This is a genomic window from Sphingopyxis sp., from assembly GCF_035944815.1.
GTDB lineage: Bacteria > Pseudomonadota > Alphaproteobacteria > Sphingomonadales > Sphingomonadaceae > Sphingopyxis.
In genome coordinates this window covers 635352-653730 of record NZ_DASZAU010000009.1, presented here as the reverse complement: position 1 = coordinate 653730, position 18379 = coordinate 635352, and the positions used below count along the sequence as shown (strand labels likewise).

The window sequence follows — 18379 nt, the reverse complement described above, 5'->3', positions numbered from 1 at the left end:
TTGACCGGGTCAGGGCATCCCCCTCCGCCCTGCCCCATCCAAGGAGTTCATCATGACCCGGTTCAATGCCAAATCGACCACCGACGACGTGCTTTCGGGCGTCGACCTGTCGGGCAAGCGCTTCCTCGTCACCGGCGTCTCGGCCGGGCTCGGCGTCGAGACCGCCCGCGCGCTCGCCGCGCATGGCGCCGATGTCGTCGGCGCCGCGCGCGACCTGACCAAGGCCGAAGGCGCCACCGCCGCCGTCCGCGACGCCGCCAAGGCCGGCGGCGGCAGCTTCGAGCTCATCCAGCTCGACCTCGCCTCGCTCGCCAGCGTCCGCGCCGCCGCCGATGCGCTCGTCGCCGACGGCCGCCAGTTCGACGTCGTCATCGCCAATGCCGGCGTGATGGCCGCCCCCTTCGGCAAGACCGAGGACGGGTTCGAGACGCAGTTCGGCACCAATCACCTCGGCCACTTCACCTTCGTCAACCGCATCGCGTCCTTGATCAGCGACGGCGGGCGTTTCGTCAGCCTCGCCTCGTCGGGGCACCGCTTCTCGGACGTCAATCTCGCCGATCCGAACTTCGACAACGGCGATTATGAACCTTGGGCTGCCTATGGCCGTTCGAAGACCGCGAATATCCTCTTCGCCGTCGAATTCGACCGCCGCCACAAGGACCGCGGCGTGCGCGGCATCGCGCTCCACCCGGGCGGCATCCACACCGAGCTTGGCCGTCACCTCGACGACGGCGCGCTCGAAACGCTGCTCGAACAGATCAACGCGACCGCGCGCGCCACGGGCGGCGAGGAATTCGAGTTCAAGTCGATCCCGCAGGGCGCCGCGACCTCGGTCTGGGCCGCCGCGGTCGCCGATCCGGCCGAGGTCGGCGGGCGCTATCTCGAGGATTGCCATGTCGCCGAGCTCGCCAATGACGAAGGGCTGCGCGCAGGCGTGCGCGCCTATGCGATCGACCCCGACAACGCCAAGGCGCTGTGGGCGAAGAGCGAAGAAATGGTCGGCGAGCGCTTCTGACGCCGACGCCGGGGCGGCCCGTTCGCGGGTCGCCCTATTCGGCGTCCCGCTTCGCGCGGCGGCGGCGCCACAGGATCAGCCCGCCGACGCCCAGCCCGAACAGGCCGAACATGCCGGGTTCGGGCACCGGCGTCGCGCCGCCCGAGCTGGTCCCGCCACCGCTCGACGTGCCGCCACCCGTCGAGCTGTCGCCGCCGGTCGATGTGCCGCCCGACGGCGGGGTGACATAACCGCCATTGAAGGTGCCGATATGCATCTCGCCGTCCTGCTTCAGGTTCCCGAACACCGCCGAACCCTGGATATAGTTGCGCGTTTCGGCATCGGCGAGCGGCGCGAGGACCGATCCGCCCCACGCCGTGCTCAGCTTCAGTTCCTCGGCATCGGGGAAGTTCCAGATGACATTTTCGCCGAGGTTGTTGGTGCCGCCGAGGAAATTGTCGTTGAGGGTCACCGACCGGCCGCTGACGTTGACGATCGCAGTGTCGGCGCCGTTCAGGTTGAACTGGATCTCGCCGATCTTGTCGAGGTCGGCGGCGGTGATGTTGAACACCGCGAGCCCCTGCGCATTGGGCTGCGCATTGAACGTCCCGCGGTTGCCCTGCACCGTCAGCTGGCTGTTTGCGGCGAGCGTGCCCATGTCGAACGACAGGCTGCCCATGCTGCTCTTGAGGTCCGATTTCTGCTGTTGCAGGCCGAGACCGAACGCCGGGTTGCTGGCATCGAGGTTCGAGATCACCGTATTCTGGTTGACGTTGGTGTTGCTGATCGACCCGCCGACCTTCACCGTCTGGTTCGGCCCATTGAGGTTGAAGCCGCTCGACACATTGCCGCCGACGACCGCGCCCGACCCGTTGTTCAGATTCTTGTGGCTACCGGTGACGTTGCCGACGACGGTCAGCCCCGGCTGGCCGTTCGGCGAGGTCGTCGCACGGATACCGTAATTCGACGAATTGCCGGTCAGGTTGCCGCCGACAAAGGTGCGCCCCTCGACTTCGGACGAGGATTGCAGGTTGCCGAGCACGACGAGATTCCATTCGCGCAGCGCATCGATGCCGGTGATCGTGCTGCCTTGCGCGAACACGGGCGTCATCACGGTCGCGGCGAGCGCGACGGGGAACAGGATGCGGGTCGAAAAAGCCACTGTCTTGGTATCCATAATCGAAGGGAAGGCGCGCGCGCCCATAGGGCGTTCACCGATGCTCTTACACCGAAGTGCGATAAAGCGTTGTCCCGTAATGAAACAAACGCGCTTCCATACCGCGCAGCCGTGGCAAAAATGCGGCGAGCCCGGCTCAGCCGATCGACAGGAAGGCGGTCACCGTCAACCGCCCCGCGCCGGGGTCCGCCGACAGCCGGCTGTCCGGCGAGATCGCGCCGCTATGAAGGCTCCAGCTGCGATAGAGCAGCGCCCGGTTATAGCGCGCGGGTTCGCTGCGGACGCATTCGAACAGCGGGGTATCGCCGAGCACATATCCGGGCGGCGGCGGCCCGCCGTAACGGATTTCGGTGTCCAGATGGCGAAAGAACAAATCGCGCCGCGCCGCGTCCACCCGCTCGAACCCCGTCGCCCGGTGGCGATAGAAGGCGGTTCCGTCGCCGTCCTCGGGCGACAGATAATGGACGAGCGCGATGCGGTCGGCGGTGAAGGCATCGACATGCGGCAGGCGCTGCGGAATGGAAAGCGCATCGGCGGGGGTCGAGACGATCGAAAAGCTCGCATCGACGACGCTGACCGGGCCGGAGCGACCGAAGGCTTGGGCCGCGACGGCTGCGATCACCGGCAGCTGGTTCGAAAGATAATCGGCGGGCAGTTCGGCGCGAACGCCCGGATAATGGTGGAGCGCAGGGACGAAACCCGCGGCCCCGGCGCTACGCCGCAACGCATCCGGGTCGGGCGCGAAATCGTCGACGATCGCCAGCGGCTGCGCGTCGGCGCCGATGCTTTCGACGCGGAATGCGGTCATGGTGCGCAAGCCGCAGCGCGCGCCAGCAGGAAGTCGCGCTCGCGTTCGTTGCCCGAAAGCGCCGCCGCCGCCTCGAACTGCGCCCGGGCTTCGTCGGTCCGTCCGGCGCGAAACAGGAAATCGCCTCGCGCCGCCGGAAGCGGTGCATAATGGCGCAGCGCCGCCGCATCGGCGATCGCATCGACCAGCCGCAATCCGGCCTCGGGGCCGAACGCCATGCTGTACGCGACCGCGCGATTGAGCTCGACCACCGGCGACGGCATCGCCCGACCCAGCCGGTCGTACAAAGCGGCGATCCGCACCCAGTCGGTTTCCTCGGCCGATCGCGCCCGCGCGTGGCAGGCGGCCAGCGCGGCTTGCAGCGCATAGGGCCCGTCGGCGCCGTCCAGCGCCTCGGCGCGTGCCAGCGCATTCAGCCCGCGGCGGATCAGCAACTGGTCCCAGCGCGCGCGATTTTGCTCGGTCAGCGGCACGAACCGCCCGTCGGGTCCCGCACGCGCCGCCAGCCGCGACGCCTGGATCTCGACGAGCGCAAGCAGTCCCAAAACCTCGGGCTGTTCGGGCATCAGCCCGGCAAGGATGCGCGCCAGCCGCTGTGCCTCGGCGCAAAGCGGCGGACGGACGAGCGACGGTCCGGTCGTCGCGGCATAGCCTTCGTTGAAGATCAGATAGATGACCTCGAGCACCGAGCCGAGCCGCGCGGTGAGTTCGGCCCCGCGCGGCACTTCGAACTGGACGCCGGCCTTGGCGATCGCCTTTTTGGCGCGCGTGATCCGCGCCGCGACCGCAGCGTCGTTCGACAGGAAGGCACGCGCGATTTCCTCGACGGTCAGCCCGCCGACCAGCCGCAGCGTCAGCGCGGCGCGCGCCTCGGGAGAAATCACGGGATGGCAGGCGGCAAAGATCAGCCCGAGCAGTTCGTCGCCCAGCGGATCGTCGATCGCCGCCTCGACGGCTTCCACACGCATATCCGGCTCCTCGTCCAGCTCGCGGGCGATTTCGGCCTGCTTGCGCGTCCGCATCGCTTCATGCCGCGCACCGTCGATCAGCCGCCGTTTCGCCGCGGCGGTCAGCCAGGCGCCCGGCTTGTCGGGCACGCCCGACTTCGGCCATTCGGTGAGCGCGATCAGCAGCGCCTCCTGCGCCAGCTCCTCGGCCCGGTCGACGTCGCGCGTCATCCGCGCGAGCGTGGCGATCAGCCGCGCCCGCTCGATCCGGAACACCGCTTCGATCGCCCGATGGGTCTCGTCTTTCGCCATGCCTGCCTTCTCGGGCAAGGGAGCCGGGGAGGCAAGCATGACGGTAGACATGGCTTATTCGCCGCTCAGCCGCTCGCGCAACTTCTGTTCCTGTTCGGCGAGTTCGGGGGTCAGCGCATCGCCGAAATCCTCCATTTCATAAAAGGGACGAATTTCGAGCTCGCTCGGCCCCGGCATCGGATTGGGGCAGCGCTTGGCCCAGGCGACGGCTTCGTCCATATCCTTGACTTCCCAGACCCAATAGCCCGCGACCAGTTCGCGCGTCTCGGCGAACGGCCCGTCGATCACCGACCGGTTCGGCCCGTCGAACGCGATGCGCTTGCCGTGCGAAGAGGGCTTGAGCCCGTCGCCGTCGACCATCACGCCGGCGTTGACCAGTTCCTCGTTGAACTTGCCCATCGCCTCGAACATCGCGGTCATGTCCTCGGTCGGCGGCAGGCCCTTTTCGCTGTCTTCGGTCGCTTTCACAAAAACCATCACGCGCATTTTCCATCTCCTTTTGATCGGGCCAAACAGCGGCTCGTACCCAGACGACGAACGAGCCGTCGCCAAATCGACACGAGGTACGAAAAAAATTTCAGGCGACCTGTTCCAGCGACTGCGGCGTCGAAAAACGCTGCCGATATTCGTGCGGTGACAGGCCGATCAGGCGGTGGAACAATTTGCGGAAGGCGGCCGCATCCTCATAGCCGACGCTCCATGCGACCTGGTCGACCGTGCGCTTTGTGAATTCCAGCAGCTCGCGCGCCTTGCCGACACGCAGATGCTGGACATATTCGACCGGCGTCATCGCCGTCGCGGCCTTGAAACGCCGCTGGAAGGTGCGCTCCTCCATTCCGGCCTCACCCGCCATTTCGGCGACCGCAACCGGACCCGCGCCCCGCCCCTGCAACCAGTGCTGGACCTTCAATATCGCCTCGTCGCCATGGTTCAGCTTCGGCGCAAAGCTCGCGTAATTCTTCTGCTCGCGCCCCGACGGATCGATCAGCAGGAAGCGCGCGGTCTCCATCATCACCGTCGGGCCTAGCAATCGCTCGACGATGCGCAGCCCCAGGTCGGTCCACGCCATCAGCCCGCCCGCAGTGACGATGTCGCCATCGTCGACCACCATCCGGTCGGCCTCCATCCGCACGTCCGGAAAGCGCGCCCTGAACTCCTCGGCAAAAAACCAGTGCGTCGTCGCCGGCCGCCCCGCGAGCAATCCCGTCGCCGCGAGCGCAAAGGCACCGCCGCAATTCGACGCCAGCACCGCGCCATGCGCATGCCGGTCGAGCAGCCAGCGCGCATAGGGTTCGACCTCGCCGGGTTCGAGCAGCTTGTGCAAGCTCCCCGGCGCGATCAGCACCGCGGGCGAATTGCCCGCCGCTTCACCCGGGTGACTGTCGTACCAGCGGGCAAAGCCGCCACCCTCCTGCAACCGCCAATGGCTGGCCCGGATCGGCTGCCGCCCATGCTCGACCGCAAAGCGCCCCGCGACGTCGAACAGGTCAGTGATCCCGTGCACCATGCCCATCTGGCAGTCGGGATAGGTCATCATCCCGACCTCGATCAGCGGCATATCGGCCGCGTCCGGCACCTTCAGTTTGGGCATTGCGGCTCCCCAATCGCACATATGTCGGAATCGGCCCGCATAATGTCGGGTCCGCCAATCCCGCGCAAGGGCGAGCCCGCCTATTTCCTTTTTCACCGGGACGGACACCCCGCCCTCCACATCGAAAGGAACCATATCATGACCACCATCACCACCAAGGACGGCACCAACATCTTCTTCAAGGATTGGGGCCCGAAGGACGGACAGCCGATCGTCTTCTCGCACGGCTGGCCGCTGTCGGCCGACGCATGGGACGCCCAGATGGTCTTTTTCGCCAACCAGGGCTTCCGCACCATCGCCCACGACCGCCGCAGCCACGGCCGTTCGGACCAAGTCTGGGACAATAATAATATGGACCAATATGCCGACGACCTCGCCGAACTGATCGAACAGCTCGACCTCAAGGACGTCATCCTCGTCGGCCATTCGACCGGCGGCGGCGAAGTCACCCGCTATATCGGCCGCCACGGCACCGCCCGCATCGCCAAGGTCGCGCTGATCGGCGCCGTCCCGCCGCTGATGCTCAAGACCGAAGCCAACCCCGGCGGCCTGCCGCTCGACGTCTTCGACGGCATCCGCAAGGGCACGTTCGACAACCGCCCGCAATTCTTCAAGGATCTCACGCTGCCCTTCTACGGCTATAACCGCGACGGCGCGGTGGTGAGCGAAGCGGTGCGCGACGAATTCGTGCGGCAGGGCATGAACGGCGGCCTCAAGGGCCTGCTCGACAGCATCCGCGCCTTTTCGGAAAGCGACTTCAACGAAGATTTGAAGAAGTTCGACAAGCCGACGCTCGTCCTCCACGGCGACGACGACCAGATCGTACCGATCGGCGCCGCGGCGCTCTCGACCGTGAAGATCGTCAAGCAGGCGGTGCTCAAAGTCTACAAGGGCGGCAGCCACGGCCTCACAGTCACCGAACAGGACCGGTTCAACGCCGATCTTCTCGACTTCATCAACAGCTGATAGGTAAGAGGCGCGGGCCCCCGACCGCGCCTCCTCACCAAGATAAGGAGACGTGTCATGATCCTCGGCCTCACCATTCCGCAGTTCACCGCGCTCCATGTCGCGATCAGCCTGATCGGCATCGGTGCGGGCCTCATCGCCCTTCCCGCCTTCGCCCGCGGCCGCATTCTCCGCCGCACCACCGACATCTTCCTCTGGGCAACGCTCCTGACCAGCCTCACCGGCTTCCTCTTCCCGATCGTCGCCTTCACCCCGGCACTCGGCTTCGGCATCCTCTCGACACTGATCCTCATCGCGACCTTTTCGGCCTGGTATCGCCACAGGCTCGCGGGCCGCGCCGCAACGGTCTATGCCGTGACGGCGACCTTCGCGCTCTACCTCAACATGTTCGTGCTGGTCGTGCAGTCCTTCCTGAAGGTGCCCGCACTCAACGCACTCGCCCCGAACGGCACCGAACCGCCCTTCGCCGCGGCACAGGGCGCCCTCCTCCTCGCGGCGATCCTCTTCGGATATCTCGCGGTCAAGGCGAGCCGCCGTCCGATCGCGGCCTGACCGTCCCCGAAGCGACCCAAGGGCGGCCTCCAAGGCCGCCCTTGTCGCGTCAGAACCACATGGCGTTGAGCATGATCACGATCCCGACTTCGGTAAAATTGCCCAGCCCGTGCGCGACGATCGGTGCGAGCAGGCTCCGCGATCGCTCCATCAGCCAGACATATACGAGGCCCCAGACGAACGCGTAAATCTGCTGCGCCATCGCCTGATAGAAGGGATCGACAGTGAACGACTTCCAGTGTGCCAACCCGAACATCAGCGCGACCAGATAGGCAGCGACGGGCAGGTCGAGCGCCCCGATCCGCAGCCGCCCCGGCACCAGCACGACAAGCATCCCGACAAGCAACCCGCGAAAGATCGTCTCCTCCGCCAGCCCCGTCGTGATCATCCCGAGCAGGAAGCCTGCGGAATCGAGCGGTGCTTTCGAATAGCTCATGTCGGGCGGCGTCTGCATCGCCAACGCGGGCCAATAATCGGCGACCAGCATCACCAGCCCCATGCCGACACCGATCAGCGCCGCGACCCCGGCATAGCTCGCACCCGGCGGCCAACGCAGATGCGGATCGGCAGCGGGCAGCAATCGGCGCATGACGAGGATCGCGGCGAGTCCAAGCAGCGCCTGAAAGGCAATCGCTAGAAGGAGGAAGACCGACACATGGCCATCCCAGAGCGGCAGCCCCGCACGATAGATTTCGCGCGCGGGAATACGGCCGAGTTCGAGGAGGACCTGCATCAGCACCGCGGCCAGCACGATCGGCCACAGGCGGAAGCGGAAACCGGAAAGCGCCACAAACGGGCGCAGCGAAGTGGGGGAGAGACTTGTCATGCACCGCATCTAGGCGCGAAGCGTCCCCCACTTCTTGAACGGATGTGATGTGCGGGGCGAGGTTCGAGCATTGCTGCCGCGCTTTTTTGTCGTCACCCCGGACTTGATCCGGGGCCTGCCTGTCTTGAAGGAAAAGGCGGGTCCCGGGTCAAGCCCGGGATGACGGAGAGAGGGATGCCGCCGATAGAGATTTGCCCCCCGGCGAAGCAGACCTCCGCTAGACCATCCCCGTCCGCCATCGCCGCGGCGACATCCCGGTGAGCTTCGTCACCGCGCGCGTCATATGCGCCTGATCGGCGTAGCCCGCCTCGACCGCAACCCCGGCGAGACAATCATCGCCCGCGACGATCATCCGCCAGGCGCGCTTCGCCCGGCAATCGGCACGATAGGCGGCAGGCGACACGCCATAGAGCTTCTCGAAGCTGCGCGAGACATGTTCGCGCGACTGCCCGTGCGCCGCAGCCCATTCGCCGATCCGTGGCGATTCTGCCGTGCGCAGCGCCGCCGACAACCGGTCGGGCAGATCGTCGTCTTCCGCGGCCAAGGCCGGAGCGAGGCAGTCGAGCAGCGCGGCAACCGCCTCGACCGCATCGCATTCGGCCAGCCGGACGATATGATCGGGATCGGCGACCTGCGCGCGCGCCGGCCAATCGCGCCCGTCGAACGGCAACGGCAGGTCGAGCACGACCGTCCGCTTTGCCGAAATGCGATCGCGGTGCGCCGAAAACGGACCATGAAGCAATATTTCGCCTTCGTATGCCGCGATGCGCCCGGCATCACCCGCTTCCTCATAGGCGCCCGCCAGTACGAGCGTGGCATAGGGTTCGCGATGATGGTGGCGCGCGATATCGGTCGCGGCGGGCAACAGGCTCGGCCGGAGCAACTGCATCGCCGCATCCTGTCGGGCCCGGCAACGGACCGCAACCGCCACCGGACGAACATCGGCTGCGCGTCGATGGACAACCGCAGCGCACGCCGACTAGAACGGCTCCCCGGCCGGATGCCATCGGCGCGGCGTTTTGAGGAGCGAAATCCATGCATCCCCCCTTTGCCCTTCGCGCTATCGACCATGTGGTGCTTCGGGTCGTCGATATCGATCGCATGGCCGGCTTTTACCGCGATGTCCTCGGCTGCACCGACGAGCGCACCCAATCGGAAATCGGCCTCTATCAATTGCGTGCCGGAAGCTCGCTGATCGACCTCGTCACCATCGACGGCAAACTCGGCGCGATGGGCGGTGCGGCGCCGGGAGCCGAAGGCCGCAATGTCGACCATTTCGCAATTGCCGTTGCGCCGTTCGACGAGGATGCCATTCGCGTCCACCTCGACCGCCACGGCGTCGCCGTCGAACAGGCCGGCCCGCGCTACGGCGCCGAGGGCGAGGGACCGTCGATCTATATCAGCGACCCCGAAGGCAATATCGTCGAACTCAAAGGCCCCGCGTTCGACTAGGGTCCTGACCCAAGCATCTTGCGCTACCTTCCGTTTACGTTAAGGTCAGTTTCAAACCGCAACCGGAGAGACTGATTCATGGCCCTTCCCCCGATTTTCGACCGCCTGCGCCTGCCCGTCATCGGTTCGCCGCTCTTCATCGTGTCGGGCCCCGAACTCGTCATCGCGCAGTGCAAGGCCGGCGTCGTCGGCAGCTTCCCCGCATTGAACGCGCGCCCGCAATCCTTGCTCGACGAATGGCTGCACCAGATCACCGAAGAGCTCGCCGCATGGGACCGCGATAATCCCGATCGCCTGTCGGCGCCTTATGCCGTCAACCAGATCGTCCATAAATCGAACGACCGGCTCGAACAGGATATCGCGACCTGTGCCAAGTGGAAGGTGCCGATTACGATCACCTCATTAGGCGCGCGCGAGGAACTCAATCAGGCCGTCCACAGCTGGGGCGGCATCACGCTCCACGACGTCATCGACGACCGCTTCGCGCGGAAGGCGGTCGAAAAGGGTGCCGACGGTCTGATCCCCGTCGCGGCGGGCGCCGGCGGGCACGCCGGCCGGCAATCGCCTTTCGCACTGGTGCAGGAAATCCGCGAATGGTTCGACGGCCCCGTCGCGCTGTCGGGCGCGATCGGCCACGGCCGCTCGATCCTTGCCGCGCAGGCGTGCGGCGCCGACCTCGCCTATATCGGCAGCGCCTTCATCGCGACCACCGAAGCCAATGCCGATCAGGGATACAAGGACGGTATCGTAGAGGGCCGCGCCGCCGACATCGTCTATTCGAACCTGTTTACCGGTGTGCACGGCAATTACCTCCGCCAGTCGATCGTCTCGGCGGGCATGGATCCCGACAACCTGCCCGAAGGCGATCTCAAGACGATGAACTTCGGTTCGGGCGGCAACACCAAGGCGAAGGCGTGGAAGGACATCTGGGGCTCGGGTCAGGGTATCGGCCCGGTCACCGCCGTCCGCCCCGTCGCCGACTTCGTCGCCGAACTCGAGGAACAATATCTCGCCGCGCGCCGCGAACTGGAGGCGAAGGTCAGACTCTGACCTCTGCGCCGAACAGCTTGTCGATCGCTTCGTCCAGATAGGGGCGATCGGCGAACAGCCGCATCGGATCGCGGCGGTTGAGCCAGAAGCCGCAGCCGTGCCGGTCGGTCAGCGCCCGCCGCGTCGTATCCTGCAACAACCGCAGCCGCATGACCGCGGTGCGCCGCGCCGTGCGCAGGTCGGCGGGGGCGTGCAGGACGAAATGCGCGCGAACCTTCTCGACCCGCGCCGCGACGACCTCGCTATAGCCGTGATGCGGCCCGCGATGCAGCGCATAGCCCGATCGCAGCGCCGCCGCTTCGCACGCCGGCAGCATCAGCCCGTTCCGCGCGAATTGCTGGAGCGCGAAACCTTCGGCCTGCAGATGATCGAACAGCTCCGCCATTTGCGGACGTCGCAGCAGCGCGACCGGTATCAGATGGTGGCGCTGGAAACCGGTTTGCGGCGGTGGCGCTCCATTCCAGCCCCCGCCCGGCATCAGCTACGGCCGAATTCGACAATCACGGTCGATCGCCGGCCCGCATTCTCCGGTGGGGGCAATATCTCGATCCACTCGCCCGCCTCGATGCCGCGCATCGTCCGTGGATATTGGACGGGTCCGTTGAGCATCATGTCGAGCGCGAGCCGCGACAGCCGCTTGACCATTTCGGCGACCGTCCAGCCGCCCGGTATGCGTGCTTCCAGCTCCTGTCCGGCAAACAGCGCAAGCCCGCGAGTGCCGATGCTCGCGCCGTCTCCGACGTCGTGCCGCCGGAACGCGACAAGATGCAGTATCGGCGGCATCCCGCTCGCCAGCATTTCGGCGATCGATGCACGGAATTGCGGTGCATCGGACCACAGTCGCGCCGGCGACCAGAAGATATGGCTGGCCTCGAACAGGTCGATCAGCAGCACCATCATCTTGAAAAATTCGCGCATCCGTGTCGGCTGCTCGGTCGATGTCTCCGGAGCCCCGGGCTCGCGTTCCGGGACAAAGAGCCAACACGACCCGTTCTCACCCCATTTTTGCGGAAGGCTCGCCGCCAGCAGGCTCGTCGACGGATGCCCGGGATCGGCGAAGTCGAGCGCAGCTTCCGCGGCGGGGCCGGCGAGAACCGACAACGCCCCGAAACGCAGGCGAAAACGCGGCACCGCGATCCGCTCGGCGATATCGCCGCCTTCCTGGACGATTCGTTCGGGCTTCAACCCCATGCGGCGCAGCGAAGCTTCGACCGTCTCTCCCGATCTATCCTGTTTCACCGCGCCGACGATCAGGGCGAAGGGTTCCGGTGGAACCGGCAGGATCAGAGCGTCGCTATTGCCGACATCCATCGTGTTGCGCGGCCTTTTCTGGGTCGCCCTTGCATTGCAAGACTTGCCGCGATGTTCAAACGCTTATTCGGACATGTCGCGAAGTTAACCTCGGCAATCCCGGTCAGATCGCGACCTGGCTCCCCAGTTCGACGACGCGGTTGGTCGGCAGGCGGAAATATTCCATCGCGCTTTCCGAATTGCGGAGCATCCAGGCGAACAATTTTTCGCGCCAGATCGGCATCCCGGGCTTGCTCGCGGCGATCAGCGTCTGGCGCGACAGGAAGAAACTCGTCTCGAGCATTTTGAACTCGCCGCCGCAGCTCGTGACGCGCTTCAGCGCGTCGGGCACGTCGATCGGCTGCATGAAGCCGTAATTCAGGATCAGCCGGTGGAACCCCTGCCCCAGATCGTCGAGCGCGCAGTGATTTTCCGCGCGGACATAGGGCACGTCGGCAATCTTGATCGTCAGCAGGATGATCCGCTGGTGCAGCACCTTGTTGTGCTTGAGGTTGTGCAGCAGCGCGTGCGGCACGCCGTCGCTGCTCGACGTCATGAACACCGCGGTCCCCGGCACGCGCGTCGCGCTGTTCGCCGCCGACTTGACGAAGACCGGGATCGGCATCGCGCCCTCGGCCATTTCCTGCTGCATCAGCTTGCGCCCGCGCGACCAGGTGGTCAGCAGCGTGAAGATGGTGAGGCCGATCGCCAGTGGGACCCAGCCGCCATCGGGCACCTTGATCAGGTTCGCGCCGAAATAGGCAATGTCGACGACGAAAAACACCGCCAGGACCGGCAGCGCCTTCCACGCCGGCCATTTCCACAAGGTGAAGAGCACGACCGACAGCAGGCAGGTGTCGATGAACATCGCCCCCGTCACCGCGATGCCATAGGCGGCGGCAAGATTGCTCGACGACCCGAAGAAGAGGACGAGGATGATCACCATCACCATCAGTCCCCAATTGACCATCGGGATATAGATCTGCCCCTGCGCCGACGCGCTGGTGTGTTCGACGCGCAGGCGCGGCATGAAGCCCAATTGGATCGCCTGCTGCGTCAGCGAGAAGGCGCCCGAAATCACCGCCTGGCTCGCGATGATCGTCGCAAGGATGGCGAGGATCACGACCGGCACCTGCCAGGCTTCGGGCATCATCTGGAAGAACGGATCGGCGATCAGGTCGCTGCGCGGCCCCATGTCAGCTTCGAGCACCATTGCGCCCTGCCCCATATAGTTGAGCATCAATGCCGGCAGCACGAAGGTCAGCCAGCTGAGCCCGATCGGGCCGCGCCCGAAATGCCCCATGTCGGCATAAAGCGCCTCGGCCCCTGTCACCGCGAGCACGACGGCCCCCAGCGCGATGAAGGCTGTAAACCCGTCGACGTAAAAGAAGCGCAGCGCGTTCACCGGGTTCAGCGTTTCGAGGATGATCCCCGGATGATCGACGATATGGATCAGGCCGAGCACCGCAAGCATCGTGAAATAGGCGAGCATGATCGGCCCGAACAACATCCCGACCTTCGCCGTCCCGCGCGACTGGATTGCGAACAGCCCGATCAGGATCGCGAGCGCGATCGGCACGATATAGGGCTCGAAGCCCTTGTTGACGTAGCTCAGTCCCTCGGTCGCCGAGAGCACCGACATCGCCGGGGTGATCATGCTGTCGCCATAGAAGAGCGCGGTCGCGAACACGCCGAGCAGCACGATCGGCCAAGTCCAGCGCTTGCCCTCCGACGACCGGCTGATCAGCGCGAGCAGCGCGAGGCTGCCGCCCTCGCCCTTGTTGTCGGCCTTCATGATCGTCAGCACATATTTGAAGGTGACGACCAGCATCATCGACCAGAAGACGAGGCTCAGCACGCCATAGATATGCAGCCGGTCGGCCTCGATCGGGTGATGCCCGGCAAAGGTTTCGCGAAACGCATAGAGCGGGCTGGTACCGATGTCGCCGAAGACGACGCCGACGGCGCCGACAGCAAGCTTCAGCCTGCTATCGCCATGATGTCCATGCCCTATATGGGCCGTATCGGCGGTGGCCGGAACGGCGCTCGATGCGCCTTCGGCCGCCTGTTGCGACTCAGCAGTCATCGCGCGCCTTTAGACGAGCCGGAGCCTTTGGAATAGGTTTCAATTCGGGACGTCCCCGGCCGGTGCATCGGCCGGGGCCTCCAGGGGAAGCTGCGGCCCCAGCGCCTGCCGCAATTGCCCGAGCCGCATCTCGAGGTCGCGCCGCCAGGGCGCATCGGCAGGGCTGCGCGCCAGCAGCTGGCTCCACACCGCCTCGGCGCCTTTGAGGTCGCCGCCCTGCGCGAGCGCAAGACCCGCGAAGAACGGCGGCGCCGGATGCGTCGGGTCGCGCTTCGCCGCCTCGTCGAACGCCAGCGCCGCCGCGGGCGACATCATCCCGCCGCTGTGCGCGGCAAGCGCATTGCCCAGCCCGACCCACAGGTCGACATTGTCGGGATATTTTTCGAGGCCCTTTTCAAGGGTTTTGGCCGCAAGCTCGGTCTTGCCCGTCCGCGCGAAACCGTCGGACATGCCCAGCCACTGCGCGGCGGGACCGAAACGTTCGGACATGCCCTGCCGCTGGTCGGTGATCGCCTCGCCGAACCCTTCGGGCTCGTCGGGTACCGCCACCGGCTTGCCGGGCAGCGATGGGCTGCCCTGCAACGCATAGCCCGCCAGCCCCAGCATGATCGCCGCCCCCGCCAGCGGCCGCGCCGCGGCGGGCAGTTTGCCCAGCCAGAAAATACCGCCGATCGTCACTGCGGCTGCCAGCAATATCCATATCCAGATCATGCCGCATCCTCGCCGTCGTTCTCGTTCCCGCGAAACCGCCCGAACGCCAGCCAGCCGCCGAGCGCGAGGAACAGCAACGGCCCCAGCCACAGGAAGGCCGTCGCCATGTCGAACGGCGGATCGTAACTCACCCAATTGCCATAGCGCGCGACGAGCCATGCCTTGATTTCGGCCGGGCTCTCGCCCTCGGCGATCTTGCTGCGCACCTCGTGGCGCATATCGCCCGCCAGCGGCGCATCCGAATCGGCGATCGACTGGCCCTGACAGACGAGACAGCGCAGTTCTTCCATCAGCGCCTTGGCGCGCGCTTCCTGCGCGGGGTCCTTCAGCTGCTGATAGGCATAGGGCGCCGGCGGCAACCGGTCCTGCGCGGCCAGCGGCAACGCAAGCGCCCCCAGCAGGCAGAGGAAGACAAGCCGCAGCGTCATTTCATCGCCTCGAGCTTCGCGACGATCTCGGGCACCTGATCGGCGAGGATGACGCCCTGGATCTGTTCGCGGATGATCCCCTTGCCGTCGATCAGGAAAGTTTCGGGCACGCCCGACGATCCCAGCGCGATCTGCACGCTCGACTGCATGTCCGCCCCGATACGGTCGAACGGATTGCCATATTCCTTCAGGAACATCGCGACGTCCTCGGGCCGGTCGCGGATCGCGATGCCGTCGATCGGCACGCCGGCCGCCTTCAGCGCCTCGAGTTGCGGCGCCTCGGCGCGGCACGGGATGCACCAGCTCGCGAACACATTGACGAGCCGCGGCCGCCCGTCGGCGAGCTGGCTGCTTTTCAGCCCCGCGACACCCGCGGTCGCGGGCGGCAGGTCGAACAGCGGCATCGGCTTGTCGATCCACTGCGACTGGATCAGCGTCTCGCCCGGCGTCACCAGCCGATAGACGAAGGCGCCGAACAGCAATCCCATGATCGCCAGCGGCACGAACAGGACCCAGCGGTTCCTCATGCGAAACGTTCCTCTGCCTTACGCGCACGGCGCGCGCGCCAGATCGCCAGCAATTGCGCGCGGCCCAGCATCGACAGCGCCGCACCGATCGCGATCAGCGCGCCGCCGAGCCATATCCACCACACCAGCGGTTTCCACCACAGGCGGATCTGGTAACGGTCGGCACGGCCGTCGTCGCTCGTCACCGGTTGCCCCAGCACCGCATAAAGCTGTCCGCCCGGCCGCGTCAGCAACGCCGCCTCGTTGGTCTCGGTCGGCGCAGTGCCCATCAGGCCGGGGAATGTCCGCGCCTCGGGCTTCATCGTAAAGCTGCTCCCCGACGATGTGGTCGCCACCAGCGTGCCTTCGATCGCCGTATAATTCGGCCCCGCGATCGGTTTGACGCCAGCGAATTTGACGGCGAAATCGCCGATCTTGATCACCTCACCCGGTGCCGCGGCGACCAGTCGCTCCTTGATGAAGGCGCTTTCGGCGCCCATGCCGGCGAGGCACACCGCGACGCCGAAATGCGCGATCACCATACCCCATGTCGGCAGCGGCGTGCGGCGCAGGTTTCGCCCCCACAGCGGCGCAAGGCTCGCCACCGCGACGATGCCCGCGACGGTCATGCCGAGCAGCGGCAATATGCCGACCTTGCCGCCGAACAGGATCAACGCGAACAGCACCGCCGTCCCGGCGAAGATCGCGAGCGGCAGCCGCGACCAGAGTTTCTTGCCGTCGTCCTTGCGCCAGCTCAGCAGCGGCCCCGCGACCATGACGAGGCACAGGATCAGCGCGAGCGGCCCCGCGACCTTGTTATAATAGGGCGGCCCGACCGAAATCTTCTCGCCCATCGCCTCGGCGACGATCGGGTAGAGCGTGCCGAGCAGCACGAGCGCGAGGATCGTCGTCAGCAGCAGGTTGTTGATGACCAGCGACCCCTCGCGGCTCAGCAGCGCGAATTTCTTGCCCTCGGCGACCGAGCCCGCGCGCAGCGCGAACAAGGTCAGCGCCCCGCCGATATAGATCGCCATCAGCGCGAGCAGGAAGGTCCCGCGCTCGGGATCGACGGCGAAGCTGTGAACGCTGGTGAGCAGCCCCGACCGGACGATGAAGGTGCCGACCATCGACATCGAGAAGCCGATCACCGCGAGCATCACCGTCCAGGCGCGCAGGGCATTGCGCGTCGCCGTCACCGCGACCGAATGGAGCAGCGCCGCACCCGCGAGCCACGGGACCAGCGAAACATTCTCGACCGGGTCCCAGAACCACCAGCCCCCCCAGCCGAGCTCATAATAGGCCCAATAGCTACCCGCGGTGATGCCGAGCGTCAGGAAAATCCAGCTCCCGAGCACCCACGGCCGCATCGCGCGGGCAAAGGCGGGGCCGATCTCGCGCGTGATCAGCGCGCCGACGGCAAAGCTGAACGCGACCGACAGCCCGACATAGCCGACGTAAAGCGTCGGCGGATGGAAGGCGAGACCGATATCCTGCAACAGCGGATTGAGCCCCTGCCCGTCAGGCGGTGCGACCGGCAGCCGCTTGAACGGGTTCGACGAAAAGAGCAGGAAGGCAAAGAAGCCAAGGCTCAGCGCCGCCTGCGCGGCCAAGGTCGCGATCAGCGTATCCTCGCGCAGCCGTTTCTCGAAGATCGCGATCAAGCCGCCCGACAGCGACAGGATCATCAGCCACAACAGCATCGATCCTTCGTGGTTTCCCCACGTCCCGGCGACCTTGAAGATCATCGGTTTCAGGCTGTTGCTGTTGCGCGCGACCAGTTCGACCGACATGTCCGACCGCACGAACAGCGCGATCAACAAGGCGAAGGCGACCGCGGTCAGCACGCCCTGCGCGACGCTCGCCGGCCGCACGAGCGCCGCCAGATCCTTGGGTCCGCCGCGCAGGAACAGCGTCCCCGCAACCAGCGAAAGGCACGCAAGCGCCGCCGCGATCCACAGCAGGGCCAGACCGAGTTCGGCGATCACGACCCAACCTCCGTCACCCCGGCGAAGGCCGGGGTCTCGCCCTTGGCGTTTATATGCGCCGTTGAGATCCCGGCCTTCGCCGGGATGACGATCGAATGAACGTCGCTCATACCCCCGCCGGCGCCTTCATATCCTTGGGCATGTCGCCCATCTGCGGCGGCATATAGCGTTCGTCATGCTTGGCGAGGATGCGGTCGGCGACGAAGGTCCCGTCGGCGCGCATCCGGCCGTCGGCCACCATGCCGCTTTCCTCGCCGAACAGGTCGGGCGCGATGCCCTTATATTCGACCGGCACCGACGCCTTGCCGTCGGTCGCGACGAAACGGATCGTCAGGCCATCGGCCTGCCGCTCGATGCTGCCCTTGGCGACCATGCCGCCCAGCCGCATCGCCTCACCCACCGCGGCCTTGCCACCCTCGATCTCGACCGGTGTACGGAAATAGGCCGCCTCGTCGCGCAGCGCGCTCGCTGCCAGCACGCCCGCGCCGGCAACGCCGCCCAGCGCGACCAGCGCCAGGATCAGCCGTTGATGCTTGGCCTTCACTTACGATCCTTTCGCAGCGCGTCGCTGCGCTTTTCGGCCTTTTTCATCGCGCGCCAGCTCGCCCACAGCACCGCGCCGGTCAGCACGGCCGTCAGTCCATAGGCCGCGGCAACGAACGCCCACTGGCCGCCCCCGCTGATCACCCCCGTCACGC

At 66.2% G+C, this 18379-nt stretch carries 20 protein-coding genes and 1 pseudogene; 5 read left to right on the top strand and 16 right to left on the bottom strand.

The annotated features are described in order from the left end of the window. Window positions 1–52 precede the first annotated feature (52 nt). Window positions 53–1015 (top strand): SDR family NAD(P)-dependent oxidoreductase, encoded by a 963-nt coding sequence (locus VGU00_RS13775; RefSeq protein ID WP_327469402.1) that lies wholly within the window; start codon window positions 53–55, stop codon window positions 1013–1015. 34 nt (window positions 1016–1049) lie between these two features. Here the strand turns inward: VGU00_RS13775 and VGU00_RS13770 are convergent, their stop codons facing one another. From VGU00_RS13770 to VGU00_RS13750, 5 genes and pseudogenes are all read right to left on the bottom strand, one after another. Then, a complete protein-coding gene (locus VGU00_RS13770) occupies window positions 1050–2171 on the bottom strand; it encodes a choice-of-anchor A family protein (protein ID WP_414713541.1) in 1122 nt (373 codons plus the stop codon). 136 nt (window positions 2172–2307) lie between these two features. Next, entirely contained in the window at window positions 2308–2979 is a 672-nt protein-coding gene (locus VGU00_RS13765; RefSeq protein ID WP_327469401.1) for a DUF6445 family protein, read from the bottom strand. After that, window positions 2976–4238, bottom strand: coding sequence for an RNA polymerase sigma factor (locus tag VGU00_RS13760; protein WP_327469400.1), 1263 nt, complete (start codon window positions 4236–4238; stop codon window positions 2976–2978). The genes VGU00_RS13765 and VGU00_RS13760 overlap by 4 nt, the downstream gene beginning before the upstream one ends. A gap of 126 nt (window positions 4239–4364) precedes the next feature. Next, a pseudogene (locus VGU00_RS13755) lies at window positions 4365–4724 on the bottom strand (YciI family protein); the annotation flags it as partial. A 91-nt stretch (window positions 4725–4815) separates the two neighbouring features. Then, the gene (locus VGU00_RS13750; protein ID WP_327469398.1) at window positions 4816–5829 is read right to left on the bottom strand and encodes a GlxA family transcriptional regulator; all 1014 of its coding nucleotides are present in this window, start codon (window positions 5827–5829) and stop codon (window positions 4816–4818) included. A 138-nt stretch (window positions 5830–5967) separates the two neighbouring features. On the opposite strand from VGU00_RS13750, the gene VGU00_RS13745 reads away from it, so the two are divergent. Both VGU00_RS13745 and VGU00_RS13740 read left to right on the top strand, forming a co-directional pair. Further along, entirely contained in the window at window positions 5968–6795 is an 828-nt protein-coding gene (locus tag VGU00_RS13745; RefSeq protein ID WP_327469396.1) for an alpha/beta hydrolase, read from the top strand. A 57-nt stretch (window positions 6796–6852) separates the two neighbouring features. Next, the gene (locus VGU00_RS13740; RefSeq protein WP_327469394.1) at window positions 6853–7347 is read left to right on the top strand and encodes a hypothetical protein; all 495 of its coding nucleotides are present in this window, start codon (window positions 6853–6855) and stop codon (window positions 7345–7347) included. Window positions 7348–7396: 49 nt separating this feature from the next. Here the strand turns inward: VGU00_RS13740 and VGU00_RS13735 are convergent, their stop codons facing one another. Both VGU00_RS13735 and VGU00_RS13730 read right to left on the bottom strand, forming a co-directional pair. Continuing rightward, window positions 7397–8137: a CPBP family intramembrane glutamic endopeptidase gene (locus VGU00_RS13735; protein WP_327469392.1), complete on the bottom strand. Its 741-nt coding sequence runs from the start codon at window positions 8135–8137 to the stop codon at window positions 7397–7399. 253 nt (window positions 8138–8390) lie between these two features. Continuing rightward, the gene (locus VGU00_RS13730) at window positions 8391–9062 is read right to left on the bottom strand and encodes an AraC family transcriptional regulator (RefSeq protein WP_327469390.1); all 672 of its coding nucleotides are present in this window, start codon (window positions 9060–9062) and stop codon (window positions 8391–8393) included. A 146-nt stretch (window positions 9063–9208) separates the two neighbouring features. On the opposite strand from VGU00_RS13730, the gene VGU00_RS13725 reads away from it, so the two are divergent. Together VGU00_RS13725 and VGU00_RS13720 are read left to right on the top strand one after the other, a co-directional pair. Continuing rightward, complete coding sequence (locus tag VGU00_RS13725; RefSeq protein ID WP_327469388.1) at window positions 9209–9625, top strand: VOC family protein; 417 nt, start codon at window positions 9209–9211, stop codon at window positions 9623–9625. A gap of 78 nt (window positions 9626–9703) precedes the next feature. After that, window positions 9704–10675 carry a nitronate monooxygenase family protein gene (locus VGU00_RS13720; protein ID WP_327469386.1) on the top strand — a complete coding sequence of 324 codons (972 nt, stop codon included), beginning with the start codon at window positions 9704–9706 and terminating at the stop codon, window positions 10673–10675. On the opposite strand, the gene VGU00_RS13715 is transcribed toward VGU00_RS13720, so the two are convergent. The 9 genes from VGU00_RS13715 to VGU00_RS13675 form a co-directional block, all read right to left on the bottom strand. Then, entirely contained in the window at window positions 10665–11153 is a 489-nt protein-coding gene (locus VGU00_RS13715; RefSeq protein WP_327469384.1) for an AHH domain-containing protein, read from the bottom strand. The two genes, VGU00_RS13720 and VGU00_RS13715, sit on opposite strands and share 11 nt — an antisense overlap. Next, a complete protein-coding gene (locus VGU00_RS13710) occupies window positions 11153–11986 on the bottom strand; it encodes a hypothetical protein (RefSeq protein WP_327469382.1) in 834 nt (277 codons plus the stop codon). The genes VGU00_RS13715 and VGU00_RS13710 overlap by 1 nt, the downstream gene beginning before the upstream one ends. Window positions 11987–12089: 103 nt before the next feature. Beyond that, on the bottom strand, window positions 12090–14051 hold the full coding sequence (locus tag VGU00_RS13705) for a potassium transporter Kup (RefSeq protein ID WP_327469380.1): 1962 nt from the start codon (window positions 14049–14051) through the stop codon (window positions 12090–12092). Between the two features lie 39 nt (window positions 14052–14090). Continuing rightward, the gene (locus VGU00_RS13700) at window positions 14091–14762 is read right to left on the bottom strand and encodes a cytochrome c biogenesis factor (RefSeq protein WP_327469378.1); all 672 of its coding nucleotides are present in this window, start codon (window positions 14760–14762) and stop codon (window positions 14091–14093) included. After that, window positions 14759–15190 carry a cytochrome c-type biogenesis protein gene (locus tag VGU00_RS13695; protein WP_327469376.1) on the bottom strand — a complete coding sequence of 144 codons (432 nt, stop codon included), beginning with the start codon at window positions 15188–15190 and terminating at the stop codon, window positions 14759–14761. Before VGU00_RS13695 ends, VGU00_RS13700 begins: the two co-directional genes overlap by 4 nt. Beyond that, window positions 15187–15717 carry a DsbE family thiol:disulfide interchange protein gene (locus tag VGU00_RS13690; protein WP_327469374.1) on the bottom strand — a complete coding sequence of 177 codons (531 nt, stop codon included), beginning with the start codon at window positions 15715–15717 and terminating at the stop codon, window positions 15187–15189. The genes VGU00_RS13695 and VGU00_RS13690 overlap by 4 nt, the downstream gene beginning before the upstream one ends. Further along, a complete protein-coding gene (locus VGU00_RS13685) occupies window positions 15714–17681 on the bottom strand; it encodes a heme lyase CcmF/NrfE family subunit (RefSeq protein ID WP_327469372.1) in 1968 nt (655 codons plus the stop codon). Before VGU00_RS13685 ends, VGU00_RS13690 begins: the two co-directional genes overlap by 4 nt. 106 nt (window positions 17682–17787) lie before the next feature. Next, a complete protein-coding gene (gene ccmE, locus VGU00_RS13680) occupies window positions 17788–18225 on the bottom strand; it encodes a cytochrome c maturation protein CcmE (RefSeq protein ID WP_327469371.1) in 438 nt (145 codons plus the stop codon). Next, window positions 18222–18377, bottom strand: a complete 156-nt coding sequence (locus VGU00_RS13675) for a heme exporter protein CcmD (RefSeq protein WP_184644855.1) — start codon at window positions 18375–18377, stop codon at window positions 18222–18224. Before VGU00_RS13675 ends, ccmE begins: the two co-directional genes overlap by 4 nt. Window positions 18378–18379 lie beyond the last annotated feature (2 nt).

Coding starts and splice junctions, on each gene's coding strand:
- VGU00_RS13775 (WP_327469402.1), top strand. CDS start 53: ATGACCCGGTTCAATGCCAAATCGACCACCGACGACGTGCTTTCGGGC.
- VGU00_RS13770 (WP_414713541.1), bottom strand. CDS start 2,171: ATGGATACCAAGACAGTGGCTTTTTCGACCCGCATCCTGTTCCCCGTC.
- VGU00_RS13765 (WP_327469401.1), bottom strand. CDS start 2,979: ATGACCGCATTCCGCGTCGAAAGCATCGGCGCCGACGCGCAGCCGCTG.
- VGU00_RS13760 (WP_327469400.1), bottom strand. CDS start 4,238: ATGGCGAAAGACGAGACCCATCGGGCGATCGAAGCGGTGTTCCGGATC.
- VGU00_RS13750 (WP_327469398.1), bottom strand. CDS start 5,829: ATGCCCAAACTGAAGGTGCCGGACGCGGCCGATATGCCGCTGATCGAG.
- VGU00_RS13745 (WP_327469396.1), top strand. CDS start 5,968: ATGACCACCATCACCACCAAGGACGGCACCAACATCTTCTTCAAGGAT.
- VGU00_RS13740 (WP_327469394.1), top strand. CDS start 6,853: ATGATCCTCGGCCTCACCATTCCGCAGTTCACCGCGCTCCATGTCGCG.
- VGU00_RS13730 (WP_327469390.1), bottom strand. CDS start 9,062: ATGCAGTTGCTCCGGCCGAGCCTGTTGCCCGCCGCGACCGATATCGCG.
- VGU00_RS13725 (WP_327469388.1), top strand. CDS start 9,209: ATGCATCCCCCCTTTGCCCTTCGCGCTATCGACCATGTGGTGCTTCGG.
- VGU00_RS13720 (WP_327469386.1), top strand. CDS start 9,704: ATGGCCCTTCCCCCGATTTTCGACCGCCTGCGCCTGCCCGTCATCGGT.
- VGU00_RS13715 (WP_327469384.1), bottom strand. CDS start 11,153: ATGCCGGGCGGGGGCTGGAATGGAGCGCCACCGCCGCAAACCGGTTTC.
- VGU00_RS13710 (WP_327469382.1), bottom strand. CDS start 11,986: ATGGATGTCGGCAATAGCGACGCTCTGATCCTGCCGGTTCCACCGGAA.
- VGU00_RS13705 (WP_327469380.1), bottom strand. CDS start 14,051: ATGACTGCTGAGTCGCAACAGGCGGCCGAAGGCGCATCGAGCGCCGTT.
- VGU00_RS13700 (WP_327469378.1), bottom strand. CDS start 14,762: ATGATCTGGATATGGATATTGCTGGCAGCCGCAGTGACGATCGGCGGT.
- VGU00_RS13695 (WP_327469376.1), bottom strand. CDS start 15,190: ATGACGCTGCGGCTTGTCTTCCTCTGCCTGCTGGGGGCGCTTGCGTTG.
- VGU00_RS13690 (WP_327469374.1), bottom strand. CDS start 15,717: ATGAGGAACCGCTGGGTCCTGTTCGTGCCGCTGGCGATCATGGGATTG.